The 16,593-nt window shown below is 60.4% G+C and carries 20 protein-coding genes; 6 read left to right on the forward strand and 14 right to left on the reverse strand.

What is annotated here, in order from left to right:
- The first annotated feature begins 91 nt into the window (after positions 1–91).
- Positions 92–2,704 (forward strand): magnesium-translocating P-type ATPase, encoded by a 2,613-nt coding sequence (gene mgtA / locus XH93_RS36415; RefSeq protein ID WP_194471177.1) that lies wholly within the window; start codon positions 92–94, stop codon positions 2,702–2,704.
- A gap of 36 nt (positions 2,705–2,740) precedes the next feature.
- On the forward strand, positions 2,741–3,052 hold the full coding sequence (locus tag XH93_RS36420) for a hypothetical protein (RefSeq protein ID WP_194471178.1): 312 nt from the start codon (positions 2,741–2,743) through the stop codon (positions 3,050–3,052).
- A 23-nt stretch (positions 3,053–3,075) separates the two neighbouring features.
- Here XH93_RS36420 and XH93_RS36425 read toward each other — a convergent pair whose 3' ends face one another.
- The 5 genes from XH93_RS36425 to XH93_RS36445 all read right to left on the reverse strand — a co-directional run bounded on the left by XH93_RS36425 (position 3,076) and on the right by XH93_RS36445 (position 5,724).
- On the reverse strand, positions 3,076–3,336 hold the full coding sequence (locus XH93_RS36425) for a hypothetical protein (protein WP_194471179.1): 261 nt from the start codon (positions 3,334–3,336) through the stop codon (positions 3,076–3,078).
- Positions 3,337–3,352: 16 nt separating this feature from the next.
- Positions 3,353–3,565, reverse strand: a complete 213-nt coding sequence (locus XH93_RS36430; protein WP_194471180.1) for a DUF2892 domain-containing protein — start codon at positions 3,563–3,565, stop codon at positions 3,353–3,355.
- A 206-nt stretch (positions 3,566–3,771) separates the two neighbouring features.
- Complete coding sequence (locus XH93_RS36435; RefSeq protein WP_194471181.1) at positions 3,772–4,593, reverse strand: universal stress protein; 822 nt, start codon at positions 4,591–4,593, stop codon at positions 3,772–3,774.
- Positions 4,594–4,806: 213 nt separating this feature from the next.
- The gene (locus tag XH93_RS36440; RefSeq protein WP_246799391.1) at positions 4,807–5,295 is read right to left on the reverse strand and encodes a hypothetical protein; all 489 of its coding nucleotides are present in this window, start codon (positions 5,293–5,295) and stop codon (positions 4,807–4,809) included.
- Positions 5,296–5,352: 57 nt separating this feature from the next.
- The gene (locus XH93_RS36445) at positions 5,353–5,724 is read right to left on the reverse strand and encodes a carboxymuconolactone decarboxylase family protein (protein ID WP_194471182.1); all 372 of its coding nucleotides are present in this window, start codon (positions 5,722–5,724) and stop codon (positions 5,353–5,355) included.
- 288 nt (positions 5,725–6,012) lie between these two features.
- Here XH93_RS36445 and XH93_RS36450 point away from each other — a divergent pair, with 288 nt between their 5' ends.
- The gene (locus XH93_RS36450; protein WP_194471183.1) at positions 6,013–6,744 is read left to right on the forward strand and encodes a CBS domain-containing protein; all 732 of its coding nucleotides are present in this window, start codon (positions 6,013–6,015) and stop codon (positions 6,742–6,744) included.
- A 139-nt stretch (positions 6,745–6,883) separates the two neighbouring features.
- On the opposite strand, the gene XH93_RS36455 is transcribed toward XH93_RS36450, so the two are convergent.
- Positions 6,884–8,272: an MBL fold metallo-hydrolase RNA specificity domain-containing protein gene (locus tag XH93_RS36455; RefSeq protein WP_194471184.1), complete on the reverse strand. Its 1,389-nt coding sequence runs from the start codon at positions 8,270–8,272 to the stop codon at positions 6,884–6,886.
- Positions 8,269–9,468, reverse strand: a complete 1,200-nt coding sequence (locus XH93_RS36460; RefSeq protein ID WP_246799392.1) for an LOG family protein — start codon at positions 9,466–9,468, stop codon at positions 8,269–8,271. Before XH93_RS36460 ends, XH93_RS36455 begins: the two co-directional genes overlap by 4 nt.
- A 241-nt stretch (positions 9,469–9,709) precedes the next feature.
- On the opposite strand from XH93_RS36460, the gene XH93_RS36465 reads away from it, so the two are divergent.
- Positions 9,710–10,546 carry a universal stress protein gene (locus XH93_RS36465; protein WP_194471185.1) on the forward strand — a complete coding sequence of 279 codons (837 nt, stop codon included), beginning with the start codon at positions 9,710–9,712 and terminating at the stop codon, positions 10,544–10,546.
- 46 nt (positions 10,547–10,592) lie between these two features.
- Here XH93_RS36465 and XH93_RS36470 read toward each other — a convergent pair whose 3' ends face one another.
- Positions 10,593–11,054, reverse strand: coding sequence for a CBS domain-containing protein (locus tag XH93_RS36470; protein ID WP_194471186.1), 462 nt, complete (start codon positions 11,052–11,054; stop codon positions 10,593–10,595).
- Between the two features lie 178 nt (positions 11,055–11,232).
- Complete coding sequence (locus XH93_RS36475; RefSeq protein ID WP_194471187.1) at positions 11,233–11,697, reverse strand: host attachment protein; 465 nt, start codon at positions 11,695–11,697, stop codon at positions 11,233–11,235.
- A 183-nt stretch (positions 11,698–11,880) separates the two neighbouring features.
- Here XH93_RS36475 and XH93_RS36480 point away from each other — a divergent pair, with 183 nt between their 5' ends.
- On the forward strand, positions 11,881–12,507 hold the full coding sequence (locus XH93_RS36480) for a CBS domain-containing protein (protein ID WP_371814850.1): 627 nt from the start codon (positions 11,881–11,883) through the stop codon (positions 12,505–12,507).
- Between the two features lie 82 nt (positions 12,508–12,589).
- Here XH93_RS36480 and XH93_RS36485 read toward each other — a convergent pair whose 3' ends face one another.
- The 5 genes from XH93_RS36485 to XH93_RS36505 all read right to left on the reverse strand — a co-directional run bounded on the left by XH93_RS36485 (position 12,590) and on the right by XH93_RS36505 (position 15,946).
- Positions 12,590–13,309, reverse strand: coding sequence for a S1C family serine protease (locus XH93_RS36485; RefSeq protein WP_246799393.1), 720 nt, complete (start codon positions 13,307–13,309; stop codon positions 12,590–12,592).
- A 68-nt stretch (positions 13,310–13,377) separates the two neighbouring features.
- Positions 13,378–13,944, reverse strand: a complete 567-nt coding sequence (locus XH93_RS36490) for a hypothetical protein (protein WP_246799394.1) — start codon at positions 13,942–13,944, stop codon at positions 13,378–13,380.
- 95 nt (positions 13,945–14,039) lie between these two features.
- The gene (locus tag XH93_RS36495; protein WP_246799395.1) at positions 14,040–14,579 is read right to left on the reverse strand and encodes a cytochrome c; all 540 of its coding nucleotides are present in this window, start codon (positions 14,577–14,579) and stop codon (positions 14,040–14,042) included.
- Positions 14,580–14,779: 200 nt separating this feature from the next.
- Entirely contained in the window at positions 14,780–15,061 is a 282-nt protein-coding gene (locus XH93_RS36500; protein WP_194471188.1) for a hypothetical protein, read from the reverse strand.
- 201 nt (positions 15,062–15,262) lie between these two features.
- Positions 15,263–15,946, reverse strand: a complete 684-nt coding sequence (locus XH93_RS36505; protein WP_194471189.1) for a CBS domain-containing protein — start codon at positions 15,944–15,946, stop codon at positions 15,263–15,265.
- Between the two features lie 322 nt (positions 15,947–16,268).
- Between XH93_RS36505 and XH93_RS36510 the strand changes: the two genes are divergently transcribed.
- A complete protein-coding gene (locus XH93_RS36510; protein WP_194471190.1) occupies positions 16,269–16,514 on the forward strand; it encodes a hypothetical protein in 246 nt (81 codons plus the stop codon).
- The last annotated feature ends 79 nt before the right edge of the window (positions 16,515–16,593 follow it).

The following is a 16,593-nucleotide window of genomic DNA, read 5'->3' on the forward strand; positions in this document are numbered from 1 at the left end:
CTACCGCGATCGGGTTGAGCCACATCAACCTCGAATCCATACGGTCGCACTACGATTTGCGCCGATCCTTTCCGACATCACGAGAACCCTCATGCCGCTCAAGCCGTCTTCGTATGGGCCAGCCGTTGAAGCGTTCTGGCGGGAGCCAACTAATTCGCTCTTGCGCAGGCTCGACACCCAGCGATGCGGCCTGCGTCGGCAAGAGGCCGAAGAGCGCCTCGCCCGGATCGGGCCAAACCTCACAGAGCCGTCACGGACGCGATCGGTTCTGCGGAAAATCGCACATCGCTTGGTCAATCCACTGATTGCCATCCTGATCGTGGCGGCCGCCGTGTCAGGATTCAGCGGCGACATGGCGAGCTTCGCAATCATTACGCTTATGGTGGGTCTGTCGTTGATGTTGGATATCCTGCAAGAACATCGCGCGGAGGTCGCCGCCGATGCGTTGCGGCGCTCGGTTGCGATTCAGGCCGATGTCTTTCGCGATGGCACAATTGTCGCGCTGCCGGTAAGCGAGCTCGTCCCCGGAGACATAGTGGAGCTGCGGACCGGCGACCTCGTGCCAGCCGACGGCGTCGCGCTTGTGGCTCACGATTTTCAGCTGAACGAAGCCCTCATGACCGGTGAGCCCTTTCCGGCCGCCAAGACGACCGAACCATGCGCCACCACTCTGCCCGCGGAAGCGAGCAATGCTCTGTTCGCCGGCACCAGCGTCGTTGGCGGTAGCGGAGTCATGCTTGTCGTCGAGACCGGGCATCGCACACGCTTCGGCATGATCAGCGCCGAGCTGCTGGCGAACGATCCTCCCAGCGCGCTCGAGCAGGGTGTCCAGAAGCTTGGCCTGCTCATTCTCAAGCTGACGCTCTTTTTGACGCTGTTCGTGCTGCTCGCCCATCTCGTGGCACATCGGCCGGCCATGGAATCGTTCCTGTTTGCCGTCGCGCTCGCTGTCGGCCTGACGCCCGAGCTCTTGCCGATGGTGATGACGGTGACATTGGCGCGCGGAGCGCAGCGGATGGCGAAGCGTCAGGTGATCGTCAAGAGGTTGTCCGCGATCCACGATCTCGGTGCGATGGACACACTGTGCGTCGACAAGACAGGCACACTGACAGAAGCTAAGATCACGCTCGCGGCCCATTTTGATCCCGCGGGACGCCCCAACGATCGGGTGCTTGAGCTGGCTCGGTTGAACAGCGCTTTCCAAACCGGCATCCACAGCCCGCTGGATGAGGCGCTGCTTGCCGCAGACAACCCGCCGGGGAGCAGCGCCTGGACCCGGCTCGCCGAGATCCCGTTTGACTTTGAGCGGCGCTGCCTCTCGGTCCTAGCGGCCCAGGACAACGACCGATTCCTGATCGTCAAGGGCGCCCCGGAAGCGATCATGGCCCGCGTCGTCGCGGTCGAGGTCGACGGCTTGGCCCGACCGCTGGATGATAGCCGCCGCGCCCAGCTCGTCCGCCTGCAGGATGACCATGCCCGGCAGGGTTTTCGGCTGCTCGCCGTCGCCATTCGGACCATGGCGCCGGATCAAGTTACCGTCACGACCGAGGACGAAGCCGTCCTTACGATGGTTGGCTTCTGCGCCTTCGCGGACCCTCCCAAGCGCGACGCGGCCGCCTCGATCCGAGACCTGAGCGCACGCGGCGTCGGCATCAAGGTGCTTTCCGGAGACCATGCAGCGGTGGTCGCGCATGTCGCGGACGCCGTCGGTCTTCGCTCCAGCCGCATCCTGACCGGCGGCGAGATCGCCGACTTGAGTGATCGGGCACTCGCCGCGCGGATCGAGGATGTCGACCTGTTCGCCAGGATCGACCCTGAGCAGAAGAGACGGATCATCCGGGCCTTGCGTCGGCGCGGTCACATCGTCGGTTTCATGGGTGATGGCGTCAATGACGCTCCGGCAATTCACGCCGCCCATGTCGGAATTTCCGTCGCCGGTGCGACCGAAGTGGCCCGCGCCGCCGCGGACATAATCCTGCTGGCTCCTGACCTCTCGGTCCTAGGTGCGGGCGTTATCGAGGGACGGCGAACGTTCGCAAATATCCTCAAATATGTTCGCATGGGGACCAGCTCGAATTTCGGCAACATGCTATCGATGGCACTCGCGTCTATTGCGCTGCCATTCCTGCCACTGTTGCCGCTGCAGATCCTGCTAAACAATCTGCTCTACGACCTCTCCGAGATCGGTATCCCGTTCGATGAAATCGACGCGGAGGATGCGGAGAGACCCCAATCATGGAACATGGCGGATATCCTGCGGTTCACGTTCGTGATGGGCTCGATTTCATCGCTGTTCGACGTTGCGACTTTCACCATTCTGCTGAAGGTCTTCCACACCGACGCGGCGGCGTTCCAGACCGGCTGGTTCCTGGAATCGATCGCTACGCAGATCCTCGTGATCTTCCTGATCCGCTCGCGGCGGCCGCCATGGCGCGCCAGCCACCCGCATCGCATCCTGGCGTTGGGCTCGCTGGGCGCGCTTGCTTCGGGCATTTTTCTGGTCCTGGGACCATCCGGTTCCTCGTTCGGTTTCGCGGACCTGCCGCCTGTGCTTCTGGGTGCGATAACCTTGATCACGATCAGCTACCTCGCCATGGCCGAGGCCGGAAAGCATCTTGCGCTCCCAGCCGCTGCCCATCGCGAGCCAAATCACGCTGCACTGAGGCAGCAACATCCCGCCAGTGATCCCGCACCACATGGATGACCCAGAGGGGCCACACATCGGCGAACCGCTGCAGAGTTGATCCTCATCAAGGACTTTCCTCGTCCTGAATGCGATGCTTTGGCTTGGCATGATGCATGGCTTGACGAACAAATGGATCGATCACGGCAAACCAACGAGCAGAGACTCAACGACGCGAGAGATAGCCATGCTCGCGCCGTTGCAACCTCAGCGCCAACGCCAACCATCGACCAACCGGTCCGACGCCGGCATCTCCGGCGCGGTCCGACCATCTCATGGTACGGCCGCCTGCTGATCGTTGGCGCATTGCTGGTCGCCGCCGGCTGGGAGATCTTCCGGCTGCTTCTGACCATCATCACCATGGATTAAAGGGTTCGCTGATTGACGTCGAGTCAGCGGGACATTGCGGCGGCGTCCTGCACCAACTTGGCCGAGCCATACGCGTCAGAATTCGATTTACGAAAATACACCGCGTCCTCTCCTGGCACGCTCACACAACGATGCTTTGCAGCAAATTGTGCGGCCTTGGCGGCCGCGACCTCGTTGATGCCAAATAGCCGCGCATAGTCATGATCGGAAACTCTCAAGACACCGCTTGCGCCGAGTCGATCAAGCCGCGATCGCAACTCCGCAAGAGTAAGATTCTCATTCATTGCCGCTAAGTTATTCCTAGACCGAGCTGGACTTCTGCCGAGTGTTGATTCCCAACAGCGTGTAGAGCGGACAGAAAGAGAAGAATGCTGTCGCGATCAGGATCAATCCGAGAGTCCCGGCGAACAGCCATCCCGTTCCAAGCGAGCCATCCTTCAGCGTATATGCGATCAGAGCAAGACCGATGACGATCCGGGCGTACCGATCAATGAGTCCGATGTTGCGTATCATGGAAGTGAGCCTCCTTTGGTACCGACTATTTTGAACGCACTCCGGCTCACGGTCCTTGATCGTAATCAATTCGCGAAAGAACATCGATCAAGCCCACAAACGACTGGGCTGCGCCGGTGCGCCAGGCAGCACTGATCCACCATGGCGCGACCCAAGACCGACATCCTCTGAGGCCACTCCCAGTGCGCCCTTGGCGATTCGGCGATCTAGTGCGACATCAGCAGGCAGACTGGAGCGTGCTGCAGCAAGCCGCGCGTCATGCCGCCGAACATCCATTCACCGAGCCGGCTATGGCCATAGCCTCCGGTGACGATGAGGTCGGCGCCTTCGTTCCTTGCCAGTCTGACAAGATACCCTGCGTCCGGTTCGCTCGTGTGGACGCGAACGTCGAACTGGCAATTGACGCTGTGCCGTTCGAGATAGCTGGCAACATCGCGCAAGCGGCGGGTCGCAGCGTCCTGTTCGTCCGAAGTGCAGATTTCGGCGACGGTCACTTTGGACGCCCGGGTCAGGAACGGCAGCGCGTCCCGGATCGCCAGACGGGCCTCGCGGGTGTCCTTCCAGCCGACCACGATGCGGTCCGCCGATAAGCCGGTCACGCCTTCCGGCACCGACAGCATGGGACGTCCCATCCGCAGGATGGCCTCGGCCGAATCGATATAGTGGAAGGTATCGGATTGGACTTTCCGGCGCTTGAAAACAACCAGATCTGCTGCCCTTGCCTGCTCGGCCAGGAACGCGGTCGGGGATCCCAGCGCCCACCGCCATTCCAACTTATGGCGCTCTCGCCCCGTGATTTTCCTGAACCACTCGCCCTTCGCCACGAGATCGGCCCGCATCCGCTTGATATCGTCTTCGGTGGTCTGCTCGATGATCACCCCCTCGGCGACGAACGGCGGATCGATGGCGGACGCCGAGACGCCGATCATCGATGCATGAAACCTGTCCGCAATACCTTCGGCGACACGAACCGGTCCCTCATCCTGTTGCTGAGGGTCAACGTAAACCATGACATTGGCCAAAAACATCTGCTCGCTCCTCTAGCTGAAGTGATGGTCCATTGTTACGCATGGTTGCGGCGCTATCGTTGAGCAAGGTCAAACCAGCCTACTCGTCCGACGCTCCGCGCCGACCGCGCGAGCGGCTTGGCAGATCCGGAGCACATGGCAAACCTCCCGGCCATCGAAGTCCGATAGATCGAAAGGGGCTGTCCGCAATCCGCGCGCAGTCCCCGCTTTCGATTATTCGACGATATCGAGCGTGAAACGACCAGGCCCGGCCGGCTTGCTGACGAACCTGGCAGTCTTTCCGGAGAGCGAGCCCAAGGTACCCGATCCGAACTTGAAGACCATCTTGCCCGCAGCCTCAGTCCCGATCGGCTTGCCGTCCTTCATGACAACGGCTCCGGTCCCTTCCAGCAGTTCGCCAACCGCCTCGCCTCCCGGCGCGCGATGAATGCCGACCGCCGCTAGCTGTATTCCCTTCGGGCCGTCCCACTCGCTGACGTTGATTGCAGTCACGACGGCGCCTTTCAGCAATCCATCGACCCCAAAGCAGGAATAGAGAAAGCTGGCGAGCACGTGTCCCGTCCGATCGACCGCCGGCTGCTGCACTGTCGTACCGAAGACGTTGCATTGTAGCGACCGATGGTGTCGGCGGCTGCCGAGCTGCTCGCCGCGATCATTTGCGATGCCAATACAGAGCCAGCTCGAAATAGCAAACTTTCTCAAATGATGCGTTCCTCTCGGGATTTGAGACGACGTGACCGGCGCCTGAGGTTGATCGGGTCAATCCATCGCCGGCTCCGAAACCACCGCACGCTCCAGAAACTGATCGTAAGCTCCAAGCGCGTCAGCGGCGTACATCAGGGATGGTCCACCACCCATGTAGACCGCCATTCCGAGCGTCTCCTCGACCTCCTTGCGGCCGACGCCAAGTTTGACCAGGGCCTCGGCGTGGAAGCCGATGCAGCCGTCGCAGTGCGCGGCGACGCCTAACGCGAGCGCGATCAACTCCTTGGTGCGGGCATCTAGCGCGCCATTTCTGGAGGCCGCCTGCGCCATGGCCGAGAACGCTCGCATGGTTTCAGGAATGCCCTTGCGCAGCTGGCCCAGATTGTTGGAGATGTGCTTGCAGACGTCGGCATAGTCCTTTTGCATGCGACCCTCGGTCTTCGCCATTGGAACAGTCTGGGAAGGGCGGCTCCCCCGATGGGATGCAACGGCGAACGCCGCCCCTCATCCAACGCAGCCCGGCAACGCGATCTGGCCTCTTTGAAGGACGTGCGCGTTCGGCCTGCAAGGACTCTGACCTTTTAGCGTAGCGATCGTTCATGACGTTTGCGCCAGATCAAACCGCGTGCAGTTTTCTGCTTGCGTCAGATCAAACACGTCACTCGCATCCGGAACTAAGCTGAACACCACGTTCCAGAACGATGGGAGATTGGGATGTACGCGCACCAGATCATGGCCCGTAAGGTGCTCTCGGCGACGCCGGATAGCACCATCCTCGACGCAGCAAACATCATGCTCCAGCACCGTGTCAGCGGGCTTCCAGTGGTCGATCGCGACGGGACGCTCGTCGGCATCGTCACCGAAGGCGATTTTCTTCATCGCAGCGAGATCGGCACCGAACGGAAGCGCAACTGGTTGATGACCTTTATTCTCGGACCCGAACAGTGGGCCGAGGACTACGTGTTCGAGCATGGGCGCAAGGTCTCTGAGATTATGACGCGCATGCCGGTCACCGTGGCCGAGGATGCCCCACTGACGACGGTCGTCGAACTGATGGAGAAGAACAACGTCAAGCGGCTGCCGGTGGTCAGCGGCGGCAAGCTTGTCGGCATCATCACCCGCAGCAATTTACTGCGAGCGGTGGCGAGCGCCGCACGCGACGCGCCCGCTCCGACCGATAATGACGATCAGATCCGACGACGCATTTTGGACGAGATCGAACGGAACACCTGGTGCCCGTTGGGATTCAGCGTCAACGTGCGAGACGGCATGGTCCACTTGAGCGGCGTTATCACCGAAAGTAAATTTCGCAAAGCCGTGATCGTGGTAGCCGAGAACGTTCCCGGCGTCCGAGAGGTGCATGACCACCTCTGCTGGAGCGATTTCTTCGGAAACTACTTGAAATCTCGCGAAGACCAGGAGTGGGAGGAAAAGCGCGCTCACTGAAGGCGACTTGGTGCGATTTTTCGGGACCGCTGATGGAGCGAAACGGCGCAAGCCATCTCGATGATTTTTCCTATTCTTGTCGCTTTCGGCCGCAGGCGCTACGCCGCGCTCATCGTCGCGAGGACGGCTCCCACGAATGTTACAAATCAAAGACGTCGCCCAGACGCGGCAGCTCGACCCGCTGTCTTTCCAAGTGTGCAGCAAGCCCCAACATTGCGGGCTCCTCGCCATGGACGAGGAACGTTGCCTCGCATCCATCGATCATGCGTCGCCATGCGAGCAGCTCCTGCTGATCTGCGTGAGCGGAAAATCCGTTGATCGTGTAAATTTTGCTGCGAACCGCGACGTCCTCGCCGAACAGCCGCACGGACCTGGCCCCATCGATGATCTGTCGCGCAATCGTTCCCGAGGCGGCGTATCCGACGAATATGATCGCCGATTCCTTGCGCCAGATATTGTGCCGAAGGTGATGGCGAATTCTGCCGCCGGTGCACATCCCGGACCCGGCCATGATGACCGCACCGCCGGTTATTCTGTTGATCGCTATCGAATCGGCGCTCTCGCGGACGAGGCGCAGGTTGGCCGGCCGCAATGGATCCAGCCCCTCACGGAACATCGAAGCGGCCTCGGAGCTCAGAGATTCGGAGTGCCGCTTGAATATCTCCGTCGCCGAGATCGCCATCGGCGAATCCAGGAAGATCTGCATGGTCGGCGGCAACCTGCTCCGCTCCACTCCCTCGCGCAGGACATAGAGGATCTCCTGGGCGCGCTCGAGTGCGAAAGTCGGGATGATGACGTTGCCGCCGCGCGCCAGCGTGCTGCTGATCGCGCCGCAGAGTTCCTCGATGGAGTCTTTCAGCGACCGATGGCGTCTGTCGCCATATGTCGATTCCATGACGACAACATCGGCGCGAGCCGGCGGGCTCGGAAGCCGTAGCAGCGGGCGACCCGTGTTGCCAAGATCACCCGAGAACAGAACCGAACGCGTGCGGCCGTGATTTGCTGCCTCGATCAGGATGCTTGCAGAGCCCAAGATATGGCCGGCATCGAAGAAGGTCGCGCGAAGTCCTTCCGCGAGCTGTAACGGTTGTCCATATTCAGCCGTCCTCCCAAACCGATCAAAGCAATCGAGCACATCGACAACGGTAAAAAGCGGCTGCGACGCATCTTCCTCGCCGCGCCTGCGCTTTTGGCGGACTCTCCGCCGCGCGTCCTCCTCCTGGAGATGCGCGGCATCGACCAGCACGAGGCGGATCAGCTCACGACTGGCCGCAGTTGTGATCACCTCCCCCCTGAACCCTCGCTTGGCGAGCAACGGAATCCTGCCGCAGTGATCCAGGTGGGCATGGGTCAGCAGAACATAGTCTATGGCTGCGGGATCGAACCTGAAGGCGGCGATGTTCTCTTCCACCAGGTCGCGACTTCCCTGAAAGAGACCGCAATCGATTAGAATGCGCCGGTTCAGGCACTCGACCAAGTGACAGGACCCGGTCACCGCTCGATCGGCGCCATGAAAGGACAATTTCACGATCCGGCCTCTTGACTAACCGGCTTGTCCCGCGAGCAGCCGTATCCGACCGGAAGCAGCGGTTGGCCGGCTAACTGGTGCCAACGCAGGATACCCTGCCAGGCCTCCTCGGCAGACTCTGCGAACCAAAAGAGGTTTTGGTCTTCCGGATCGATGATCCCCTCATCGACGAGAAAGTCCGGATCAAACGCGCGACGCCAGTACGACTCGCCAACCAGCACGACCGGCACCGGTGCAATCTTTCGGGTTTGCGCCAATGACAGCACTTCGAACAGTTCGTCCATCGTGCCTAATCCGCCCGGAAATGCCACCAGCGCCCGGGCGCGCATCAGGAGATGCAACTTACGCATGGCAAAATAGTGGAACCTGAAGCAAAGCTCGGGCGTGACGTATGGGTTGGGGTACTGCTCGTTCGGGAGGGTGATGTTCAGTCCGATCGACTGGGCCCCGACATCGTACGCACCACGGTTGGCCGCCTCCATGATGCCAGGGCCGCCTCCGGTCATGATCACGAGGCGGCCGCCGATGGCTTGTTCGCTTGCGAAACCGACGATCTGGCCGAACTCGCGCGCAATTCTGTAATATTTGCTCTTCGCCGCAATGCTTCGTGCCGTCTTGAGACGGCGCTGCAGGCCTTCATCGTCGGGATTCAACGACAGCGAATCGGCTATTGAGCTGACGGCCCGGCGTGCTGCTTTTGCCTCGCAAATGCGCGTGCTGCCAAAGACGACGATGGTATGCGCGATCTGATGCTCTCGCAGCAGGGTTTCGGCCTTGAGGAAATCGAGTTGCAGACGAATGCCGCGAGTGGCCTCGCTCTGCAGGAACTTCTCGTCCTGATCCGCCTCTAGATAGCTCGGCGATTGCAGGATTTTGCGCAATGCGCCGGGTAAATGGCTGTCCTCCTCGGCGCCCTTCGGCTGCTCACCCCAGAGCGCCCCAGCCCTGTCGAGACGGTAGACCGCCTTTGAGTTAGAACTCGGACGCGTTGCCGGCGGATCTCCTTCGTCAGTATGCGCCGTCCGATCGTCTGCTTTGGAGACAGCGAGTGCTGCATCGTGTTTATGGGCCTCACGAACTTCGTCGTCTTCCAACGCATCCAGAAGCCAGCGGCGATCGACCGCCTTTTCGCAACCGACAGCCGTTCCATGCGTCGCGGGTTGATCGACGACAGGCAACTTCACTTTATCAGTCATGGCAAGGCCTCGTCAGCATTCGATGGGCGTTGCCCAGCATGCGCGACCGCCTGCACAGGCGCTTTGAGCAAGGTCAATTGATTGGCGACAAGCGATCGGCTTCTTTCGAAAATCGCGACCATTCTCGACTCCGCCGTGGAGTGAACGGCTCCGGACCCTGACATGGATCAATGCGCGTCAGCCCGGGCGCTGCTTAACAGTCAAGACAGGCAGTCGCCACCCGGTTGGAAGGAGGCACCTCATGTTCAAGAATATGCTGGTTCTGATCCCGTCTGAACGACCGGTCCGCCCCGTCGTGGATGGCTCCATTTCCCTTGCCCTCGCTTGCAGCGCACGCATTTCCGCGCTGGCCATAGGCTATGAGTCGGCCAACATCCCGATCGCGGCATTCGTATCTCCCGCGACCCCGATCATTTTCGAGGAAGAGCGGCTTCGTGCCATGGAGCGCGCGGAGACCGCTGTCACCGTGTTTGAGAACGAAGTCAGGACGACGAGCCTCACCTTCACATGCCGCACCATTAGCGCAATTCCTGCCGAGGCCGTTCCGTTCGCATCCGCGGCCGCACGACTCCACGATTTGACAATCGTATCCCAGCCTGATTTCGAACGATCCACGTTCGATAACGATCTCTCGACGGAAGTTTTGTTCCAGTCGGGCCGCCCGGTGCTGTTCATACCCCATACGTTCCGGGGGCCGCTCTCGCCACGACGTGTCGGTATCTGCTGGGACGGGAGCCGCCTCGCCAGTCGCGCCTTGCGCGACGCAAGGCCGTTGCTCAAGAACGCGGAGGCGATCACCATCATCACGATTGACGACACCGAAAACATATCCGACGAGGCTGGTCCGGAACGGCTCGTCCTGCATCTGGCACGCGCGGCCCTGTCGGCGACAGTCGTGAAGGTTTGCGCGCAGCATTCAGAAATTCAGCCGACCCTTCTGTCGGTTGCGGCGGACCAGAGGCTCGACCTTCTGGTGATGGGCGGCTACGGCCATTCACGCTTCCAGGAACGGCTTATCGGAGGGGTCACGCGCAGGATGCTGCAATGCATGCCGCTCCCGACACTCATGTCGCATTGATCGACGCAGCCTTACGAGGCGATTTAGCCAGGCGCGGCTTTTCACATCAGCCGCCCCCGGATCGTGCGAGTATCCGCTCAAGCGCCTGCAGCAGTTGCACGCGGCCAACGATGCCGACGACCCTCGCATCCCGGAGAACCATGACCTGCGATATCTGATGACTGTCCATTTCGGCGACGATCTCGTCCACAGTCGCGGATACGTCGACGCAAACGGGTTTGCGGCTCATCACCGCGTCGACGCGAAGGGCCCGGGTGCGCTCCCGGAGCAGCCGCCCCTCCTCCTTGCTGAGCAACCATTCAAGCCAGGGGCCCTCCGGCCAATGCACGCCTAGCTCACGACGATGAAGGAAGTCTCCTTCGGAGATAACACCGACCAGCGAGCCTGAGTCTCCGAGCACAGGCAAACCCCGCTGGTCGGTTTCCAGCAACGTGCGAACAGCATCGAGCAACGGAGCGCTTGGTTTGATCGTCGCGAAAGACGTGCGCATAAGTTCCAGAGCCAACATGACATACTCCCGGAGCCTTGACGTACGGGTTGAGCTAAATCAGCATGGATCATGCCACGGCCCGCCAAGCTGACCTGGATCAATAGATCCTGCAGTTCTTGCGGTCCTTTTTGCACCGAGACCATTTGGCGAGCTTTCAAAATCCTATACGCATTGCAGCATCTTGCCGCGCACGCTTCTACTGTGTGGGTGACGCAAGCGCATCCAGAATGTGCCGCTCGATTTCGCTGACAGAAAGCCTGGTCAGATCCTTGGCAATCTCTACAATGACGTGGCGCTTGACTTCTGGATGTAGTGTCGACCGAAACTCGGCGAGAGTGCGCGGCGGAGCGACGATGACGAGCGCCGTCGCCTTTCTACTCCGGACAATCTCCTCTGCAGCTCGCGCTAGTCGCCTCGTAAATCGATATTCTTCAAGCTCGTGCCAGTCCGTCGGTTCGAACGCTCCCCTCCGACCGGAGACAATCCCCTTTGTGTAGCGTCCCGGCCGGTCTGTGCCTTGCAGATGCGTGGCCGGGTTCTGATCTTCGAAGGCAGCCTCCGCCTTCAAGTTGGGGAACCGATTGTCGCCTTCGTTGCGAAGCAATAGTGCCTTGCGTCCATCTCCGACAAATACGATCGTATTGTTTGGAATTCCCGCCATCGACCCCTCCCGCTTTCAACGCCCCCTCTCTAATGCCGGGAGGAGCCAGATCAGTTGATCGGCGTCAAACGTCGCATGCACGCCATCCCGCAGAATGTGACATCTTCCGACTACAGAGAGCACGATCATGCAAGCACGTGACGTCATGATATCGCCTGTCATCACGGTGGCGCCAACGCAACGGTGCAGCGGGTAGCTTCCCTTCTGCTCCAACACCGCATCAGCGCCGTTCCCGTTGTCAGCAACGAAGGCGGGCTCGTCGGGATCATCTCGGAAAGCGACCTGATGCATCGAACCGAAGCGGGCACCGAGCGCCCGTATTCGTGGTGGCTGCAGCTTCTGGTCGGTGACGCGCAAATGGCGTCCGATTATGTGAAATCCCATGCCGTCAAGATCGCTGACATCATGACCCGAAAAGTCGTGACCGCAAGGCCGGAGGCCCCCCTTCACGAAATTGCTATGCTGCTCGAGAAGCACGACATCAAGCGTGTACCCATCGTCGATGAGGCCGGCCATCTCCTCGGCATCGTTAGCCGGGCCAACCTGATTCAGGCGGTCGCGAGCGCCCGGCCGAAACTGGAGATATCACCCGCCGATTCCGTCATCAGAGGGAAATTACTCGGCGAGCTTCGCAGGCAGCCATGGGTACACACCTTGAATCTGGCCGCGATCGTGCAGAACGGCATCGTCGATCTGTGGGGATACGCGCCATCTGCCGCCGAGCGCGCGGCGATCCGGATTGCGGCCGAGGCAATCCCCGGCGTCGCTGTGAACGATCACCTCTTGGAAACACCGATCATGGTCTACTGATCCCGGCAGCCGGACAAAGACAGCTGATAACTCTGCGGATCAAGCGGCCTCACCTCGAATCGATCTCGATCCCAGGAAACGCCTAATTCATTCTGACGAAGAGGCGATCGATGGCATCTGAGGGAATCGCGAAAGCACGTTCGGAATCTGTAACGCCGTTGCTGGCGGTAACGATGCCGATCACTTCGCCCCGCAGATTGAACAGCGGCCCGCCCGAGCTGCCGCGGTCCAGCAATGCGTCGGTCTGAATGAGATCTTGGCACGGGATGCCCGGCCGCGAACGATGCAGAGCGCTGACGATACCGAAGCTGAGACTTTGAGCGAGCCCCGGGGAGCTGCCGATGGCAAGGACGAAATCGCCCGGCTCGACGTCGATCGACCGACCGACGGGGGCCGCGGTCAGGCCGGATGCTGAAATTCTCAGCATTGCCAGGCCATACCGCTCGTCCGCAACCACGAACTCGGCGTCGAACTGGCGCCCGTCCGCCATTCGGACCGAAAGTCTTCTCGCGCCGTTGATCAACTGATTAGTCGTGACTATCAAGCCGGGTTCCGCCTTGATGATGACGCCCGCGCCATACACGTCCTTCGTCTTGGGAGATGGACCGTCGGTGAGCTCGATACCAGGGTACATTGATCCCAGGGCCGTCGGTATCTCCGCACTGGCCTTTATACCGACGACACTCTGGACGATTTTCTCCGTCAGAGGCGCGAGCGATTGGTTGGCCCGCATTTCTCCTGTTTGCGCATGTCCGGGCCATACCAGGAGTATCCACGTCGCAACGGCAATGAATAGCGACATGTGATCGGCCCAGCTTTTCGCTGCCCGACGGCAGACGCTCTTGGGGTCCGTCTCGTGCTCGATTCGCACTATTCGGCCGCCGCAATCGGCAGCACGCCAGGCCGCTCCGCCGCAATGATCGCCTTCCATAATGTAGCGATGCTGTTCTGCGTGGCTGGCAGGGTCGAGCAATGTCCTGCGGTGTCGAAATCGCAGAGCCGCGCCGCCGGTTCGTCGGACATTTCCGCAAACGACCGATTGATGAGATCGAGACATTCCAGGAGTTTGGTGATGCTCTCCAGGCCGGCACGATGCTGAAGGTCGAGAAGTCGGAAAGTCACGACGGGCGGCGATCCGTAGGAGATATCAGGATGGGCAAGCCCGAAGAACACTTCGACAGCCGATGGTACCTGCCTAATTCGATTAAGAAGGCTTGCGGCCTGGGCTTCTGTGCAGGCGACAAGGTGCGGCGGTTGCACGCTTGCTGACGATCCCGGACCGAGAACCGCCGATATTTGCTGCTCAAGCCAGAGACGAACTGGCGCCGGGGCGCTTTGAATTTGCTTGGCATCAAGCATTATGCTGGTCATCGTTGATCCTTCGCTAATCGTATAACTATTAACGACTTCGGTAACGGCGACCTTGATGGGGATCAATCATGGCAGCTTAGGCTGCGCTTATCCATTGCGGCAGATCACGTCGCTGCGGCGCAGCGCGCCGGCGGCACGCCGTCCCGATCGCCTCTCAGTTGCTACTTCTGCTGAATGCGGTTCAAGTAATCGATAACGGCGAGGATGCGTGTTCGCACGACGACTTCCCGCAGATCCCGCGAAGGATCGAGCGCGTCGTACGGCGGATCAACAGTGTGAGGCAAGCTTTTGACGGGGTTGAACCGTTCCCCCCAAATTGGCATCTCATGAGTGCCGTGCGCGGAAATTGCTCTGCGTCCGTCTATGGTTTCGTAAACGGTATTAATGGGGAAGACCCCGTTGTTGTCCTTGACCAGGCTCGTCAAATCGGTAGGCGGCGCCTTTAGTAGTACGCTGACCGGTCCTTTGCCCCTTCCATCCGCACCATGGCAGCTTGCACAGGACGCTTGAAATTCGGCCTTGCCGACGTCCGCATCTTGAGCATGAACGGCCGTGGCGAAAGCAACGGTCAGACTGACGATCATCAACGGCTTCAGGTAAGGGGTCATCATTTTCGCGCCCTCGGGCTTTTGTAAAACTCCATCTAGCAGCGATGAATTTGGTTTATTTTGACGTAAGTCAACGGACTGCAAGTCAGTCAATGGACGGCCGCCGCGGAGTCGCAGCACGCGACCGGCCTATGCCTCGGTCCCTCAATGCAACGTCCGCTCAACTCGCCGCCAGCTCGCTTTGCGTAACGCGTCGCGGATGGCTTGCGCAACCACGGCCAGAGTCTCTGCCTCCGTCATCATTTCCACTTCACCGTTTGGACTGATTCGAAAGCCACGGCTGGACGGTACTCTCAGCCCACACCGAGCTCCTCTTCCTTACAGTCATCGTCGTCTGCCCCGCGCAATTTACCGTTTCCACTTTCGACGCCTGCCGCGGCGACCCGTGCAGCAGTCCACGCCGGATCGGAGATTTCTTCGAGTGCTGCGCGAACAGCATCGTCCACGACTTCGAAGCACTCCTCCCGCCGACGCATGGCAGGCAAATAGGAGGTCTCGCCAGCAAGGTTGAGCAATAGATCGCGCACACCAAGAAGCGTCAGCTCGAGACAGCGGCAGACGGTGTCAAGCCGCACAAGTCCCGGTGTCCAGTCCTCCGAGAGCTGGCTCCGGCGGGCATGGCAGCGGCCGCAGGTCTCGACCTCCTTGCGCAGGGCCCGGGGCCTCGGCGCTGCGCACCGGCACCTCAAGCGCACCGCCTGGGGAGGGCCCTGAGGGAGCCAATTGACTCGCCAAGAGCGCGTTTGATATCCGCAGCACGAGCGATGAATGGATAATCAAGTCTCGGAGCCTTGGGGCGCAATGCCCAGATGATCAGATACCGACTCGATTCCCGGCGTCGCCTCGGCCGCAACGCGAACAGCTGTCTTTTCATCGACGCTATGAACAAATCCCCAGAGATCGGCGCGACGATCCTTAACGATGATATTGAAGGGTCTGCTTGCCCACGGCTGATTCTTGATGCTCTCGACGAAGCGTTGATGCAGCGCGCGGTCGCTTTCGACCCAATCCGTATCGTCGTTGGCGCGTGCCAGGACCTGCAACAGGTTCGCGCGGCTGACGATGCCGACCACCTGTTCGCCCTGAACGATCGGCACCCGCTTAATGTTATGCTTCTCCATCAAATTTACGATTTCCGGCAGCGGTGTTTCAGGCTGCGCCGTTACCACCTCACGCGTCATTACGTCGCTTACGCGTTTGGCGTGCGATCTGACGAAATCCGCCGCCAGCGCATCGCTCGACATGAGTGCCTCGCCAACGCCGGAAGGGTGCCGATCGGTGCCGATCTCGACGCGCCGGATCAGATCGCCCTCCGAAACGATGCCGACCAGCTTTGCATATATATCGATGACCGGGAGCGCGCTGACACAGTTGCGAACCATCGCATTGGCCGCGATTTGAACGGGGATATCGGGACCAACCGAGATGACGCTGCAAACCATCACATCGCGCGCTTGCATGCCTGGCTCCTCTTTTTGAGCGGTCGCAGCCTAACGAGTGCGGCAGAGGGAATGTTTGAGCCACGTCAATGGAGCGAAGCAGAATGGCAGAATTGCCAGACAATTTAGCCGATGCTCTCTCACCTGGATTGTTGCGCCACGTACACAGCTCCGGGGTTGATCTCGCTCAAGCAGATCCCCACCGAGATGTCGCCACGCACCGTGGCGGTGGGATCGATTTCGCTCGCCATCCGTGCGGGCCACAAAGAGGCTCCTTGAGGCAGGTCAATACGTCCCTTCGGGGCTGATGTATTGTTTGGCCTTCAACTGGGAGGTTAACAAAATGACTGAGCTCAACCAGTTCGTTGCGGTGCCGTACGACCTAGCCGATCGGCGGTTCGTCGCCGGCCAACAGCTCAAGTGCGCCACTCCTTCTTCGGCGATTGAGCATGCGAAGCACCTGTGGAAGATCCTCGGCCATACCGGTGCCGTCGCAATCGTCCGCACCGGATATCCCGAATCCAGAACGACGGTGCTCAGGACGTTCGGTGTGGTTCCTTCGCACGAGGACCTACGTACAATCGCGTAGAGGCTACGGCCGCTCCGCTCGGCCGTCATCGCCCTGCGTGGACGACCTCGCACCGAGGAACTGTTCGGCATGATCGGCG

It is taken from the genome of Bradyrhizobium sp. CCBAU 51753, assembly GCF_015291565.1.
GTDB classification, from domain to species: domain Bacteria; phylum Pseudomonadota; class Alphaproteobacteria; order Rhizobiales; family Xanthobacteraceae; genus Bradyrhizobium; species Bradyrhizobium ivorense.

Coding starts and splice junctions, on each gene's coding strand:
- mgtA (WP_194471177.1), top strand. CDS start 92: ATGCCGCTCAAGCCGTCTTCGTATGGGCCAGCCGTTGAAGCGTTCTGG.
- XH93_RS36425 (WP_194471179.1), bottom strand. CDS start 3,336: ATGAATGAGAATCTTACTCTTGCGGAGTTGCGATCGCGGCTTGATCGA.
- XH93_RS36430 (WP_194471180.1), bottom strand. CDS start 3,565: ATGATACGCAACATCGGACTCATTGATCGGTACGCCCGGATCGTCATC.
- XH93_RS36435 (WP_194471181.1), bottom strand. CDS start 4,593: ATGTTTTTGGCCAATGTCATGGTTTACGTTGACCCTCAGCAACAGGAT.
- XH93_RS36445 (WP_194471182.1), bottom strand. CDS start 5,724: ATGCAAAAGGACTATGCCGACGTCTGCAAGCACATCTCCAACAATCTG.
- XH93_RS36450 (WP_194471183.1), top strand. CDS start 6,013: ATGTACGCGCACCAGATCATGGCCCGTAAGGTGCTCTCGGCGACGCCG.
- XH93_RS36460 (WP_246799392.1), bottom strand. CDS start 9,468: ATGACTGATAAAGTGAAGTTGCCTGTCGTCGATCAACCCGCGACGCAT.
- XH93_RS36465 (WP_194471185.1), top strand. CDS start 9,710: ATGTTCAAGAATATGCTGGTTCTGATCCCGTCTGAACGACCGGTCCGC.
- XH93_RS36470 (WP_194471186.1), bottom strand. CDS start 11,054: ATGTTGGCTCTGGAACTTATGCGCACGTCTTTCGCGACGATCAAACCA.
- XH93_RS36475 (WP_194471187.1), bottom strand. CDS start 11,697: ATGGCGGGAATTCCAAACAATACGATCGTATTTGTCGGAGATGGACGC.
- XH93_RS36485 (WP_246799393.1), bottom strand. CDS start 13,309: ATGTCGCTATTCATTGCCGTTGCGACGTGGATACTCCTGGTATGGCCC.
- XH93_RS36505 (WP_194471189.1), bottom strand. CDS start 15,946: ATGCAAGCGCGCGATGTGATGGTTTGCAGCGTCATCTCGGTTGGTCCC.
- XH93_RS36510 (WP_194471190.1), top strand. CDS start 16,269: ATGACTGAGCTCAACCAGTTCGTTGCGGTGCCGTACGACCTAGCCGAT.